Genomic DNA, 3,202 nt, shown 5'->3' with positions numbered 1-3,202 from the left:
GATGGCGCGGTCGATGAACCTTATCTTGAGCAAATGGCGGATTATCTTCTCTACCTGAAACTCAACATCACGCCGGCAAGCGTTGGACGTCAGTTTGGTCAGTTACTTGAATATTTAGACGAGACAAGCTGGTACAACGTTCAACCTAAGCTGCTTCGAGAAGCCACGGTGGTTAAAAAAGATAACATCAGCAGCCAATTTTCTGTCGAGTTGGTCCGAATTTCTCTCGACACTCTCCAAGTACAACTCTACGGGAAACTCCAAAAGCACGTAGGCCAACGCGCACTAGATCCGGAGATGAAGTGGTATCAAGTCAACTTTAGCTATGACCAAGGCGTCATAGGTTTACTCTCCATTGAAGAAGTCGAGGTCAACACCGATGAATCTTTATGAGCAATCATTCACCCCATCGCAGCAATGGCACCCTTATTTTTTATCCATCGCGCTTTGGGTGGTCTTTTTCATCCCCTCTTTTGCCCTGGCTGAAAATGCCGCCATGGTGAGCTATGAGTTTGACGAAGGCGACACGATCCCCTTGTCACTCTCTTCCATTAACGTGAACCGTTTACTGGTCAACAATGACCGTATTATTTCGATCGTCTGCCCGAAAGGGTTTTGCACCTCAACGGGCAACCAAAAAGACGCTTCCGGCTCCATCACCTTAAAAATTAACCTTCCCTTACCGTTTACCGCGCACCTGACGACAGAGAAAGGGCGATTGTTTGCGCTGTTTATTACCCCCAAAGCTACACCATCTTTGGTCACGGAGTTTGTTTGGTCGCAAAATTACAAAGAGCAGCAAAGCCCGATTGAGCAGGCGGCGGATTATCCCGCCGCCATGACAGCGCTCACCAAAGCCATGATACGTTTTGTCCATGATGGCGCTCCCATTGCTGGTTTTAAACGTCACGACGTTGACCCCAAAACCTTACCCAAAGATGAAGCGTCACTGGCCATCATCCCTCAAACGGTCTTCGTGGGCCGTCATTATTCTGGGGTGGTTTATCAGCTCAAAAATCAAAGCCGCAGTGACATGGCGCTGACCACCGCGCAGTTCTACAGCTATTCCGCACGCTCAGCCGCGCTCGATGCCTATCAATTAAAACCTGGGCAAACTACCACGCTCTATCTCATTACTGGAGGAGGCGCCACCCATGCTCGATAAACAAAAAGACGCCTTGGGCCGTTTTAAGAAACGCGTCTTCAAAGACACCGACGGGGACTTTGAAGACGGCGGCACGATCAATGCCGTGACAAGAAAGCGCAATCGCACCATTACGCTCACGGTATTGCTGATATTGACCGCCCTGGCTTTTGTTGTTTGGCGGTTAACACTGTCTCCCCAAGCGCCAAGCAAGGGCATTCAAGATGTCGGATTTGGCGCTGTCGTCACCGATGATTTTACCGACAAAGACAACCAGTCCGCCCTGACGTTTCAACAAGACAAAATCAACCAAATAGAACAAAGCTTAGCGCGGTTTGAAGGCACATTAAGTCGCTTTGGACAAAGCTTAACCTCTGAGTTAGAGAACATTAAAAAGGCCAATGAGCGCGATACAAAATCGCAACTGACAGAGCTTGAGCAGCAGATGCAACAAAAGCTCGATGAAGTTGACGCGCTCAAGGCGCAGCTTGAGACGCAATTAGCCTCAACCCTCAAGGCAGGCGATCCTTCGACTCAACACGGCATCGAGACCAACCAGGGAGACACCTTTGGCCAATACAAACTGCCCCCAAGACCGGCCATTAATAGCAACATGGATAACGCCAAGGTGAATGAGTTCCAGTACCAAGAGCAAGATGATGTGGCCTTTAGTGGTGATGCCTTTGATAGCTTTGAATTTCACTGGCAAGCCAGTGTCGAGGAGAAACAATCCCGTCGCACGACCGATAACTACGTGCCAACCGGCACCTTTGTGACCGCCGTAATTACCGGCGGCGCTGATGCTAATGGGGGCGTCTCTGGACAAGGGGATACCTCACCGATTGTCTTTCAGACAGTCAATCAGGGGGTCTTACCCAACGGTCAGGCCTCTAAATTGAAGGATTGCACGATCACCGGCGCCGTCTACGGTGAGATCTCATCCAGCCGCGGCGTCGCTCGCACCAGTAGAATGAGCTGCATACAACCCAATGGCGATATTCTCGATATCCCCGTCAATGCGACCGTGTTTAACTTTGGTCGCAATGGTATTCGCGGTACCACCATTTTGAAAAACGGTAAGATCGTTCAAATGGCCGGCATTGCGGGGATCTTGCAAGGCGTAGGGGATGCAGGTAAAGCGCTGGCACAAACCACGACACCGACGGCGCTCGGCCCAAGTCAAAGCATCAACAGCGATAAAATTGGCTTGAATCTGCTTGGCGGCGCCACGGAGAGCGTTGGCAGCAAATTGGCGGACTACTACATCAAACTGGCCGAACTCTATCATCCGATAGTGGAAGTCAATCCTGGTGCCATCGTCAATATTGTCTTTTTGGAAGGCTTTCCATTAGATCCATTGCTGGCCGATGAATACGAAACGCGTATGAATGAGCAGCGTGAGCAAGTCTCCAACAGCAATCAACTGTTAGATGTCATTACCAACACCCCCTCTCTTCCACCAACCACTCAAACCGCCCCCATCAACCCTTTAGCGCAAAAAATCACCCAACAAGGGTTAAGCCGCGTGGGCTTTGGGCGTGAGGAATCACCATGAATAGGCACGCTTTGTTTTCACTATCGATACTCTTAGGTCTGACCGGTTGTAGCGCGGGCTTTGAGAGCGAATACAGTTGCGATCAGGTCGGCGGCGTTTCAGGTTGCGTCACCATGAACGAAGTTCGAGACAACCTATACGGTTATACCGGAGGCAGTGGTAACGCCACGGTCTCTTCTCAAGCGCGTCTCGCCCCACCTTCCGCCTTTACCTTACTGCCAAGGCGCAATCGAGAGGGGGAGCCAGAGCGAAGCCAAGAAGACGTTAAAAAACTCACCGTCTTCCCTTTCATCGACAAAGACAATCACTACATCGATACGATGGATGTTTACTTTGTCTTAGACGATAGCCGTTGGTCTGGGCGCCCTGCGCGCGCGATTTGGAAAGATTGATTAGGAAAAAAAGAAACGAAGCTTAAACATCATTTTTATCATGGGCGCGCGACATTCAGTCTCAGCCTTCTCTCAATGAGGGGGGAATCCATCAAGCGGTCCAAGATTGTG

Annotated in this window: 4 protein-coding genes; all 4 read left to right on the top strand. The window is 50.3% G+C overall.

Annotation, left to right across the window (positions count from 1 at the left end; all coding sequences use genetic code 11):
* Positions 1 to 393: TraE/TraK family type IV conjugative transfer system protein (locus ACED59_RS24225; RefSeq protein WP_371705186.1), on the top strand; the 393-nt coding region annotated here is incomplete at its 5' end.
* Positions 380 to 1,165 (top strand): type-F conjugative transfer system secretin TraK, encoded by a 786-nt coding sequence (gene traK, locus ACED59_RS24220; RefSeq protein WP_017096434.1) that lies wholly within the window; start codon positions 380 to 382, stop codon positions 1,163 to 1,165. The genes ACED59_RS24225 and traK, both read left to right, overlap by 14 nt.
* The gene (locus ACED59_RS24215) at positions 1,155 to 2,699 is read left to right on the top strand and encodes a TrbI/VirB10 family protein (protein WP_048666133.1); all 1,545 of its coding nucleotides are present in this window, start codon (positions 1,155 to 1,157) and stop codon (positions 2,697 to 2,699) included. Before traK ends, ACED59_RS24215 begins: the two co-directional genes overlap by 11 nt.
* A complete protein-coding gene (gene traV, locus ACED59_RS24210; protein ID WP_017104313.1) occupies positions 2,696 to 3,091 on the top strand; it encodes a type IV conjugative transfer system lipoprotein TraV in 396 nt (131 codons plus the stop codon). The genes ACED59_RS24215 and traV overlap by 4 nt, the downstream gene beginning before the upstream one ends.
* Positions 3,092 to 3,202: the final 111 nt, after the last annotated feature.

This window comes from Vibrio sp. FF266, assembly GCF_041439695.1.
Taxonomy (GTDB): Bacteria; Pseudomonadota; Gammaproteobacteria; order Enterobacterales; family Vibrionaceae; genus Vibrio; species Vibrio tasmaniensis_A.
This window is presented reverse-complemented; position numbering and strand designations above follow the sequence as displayed.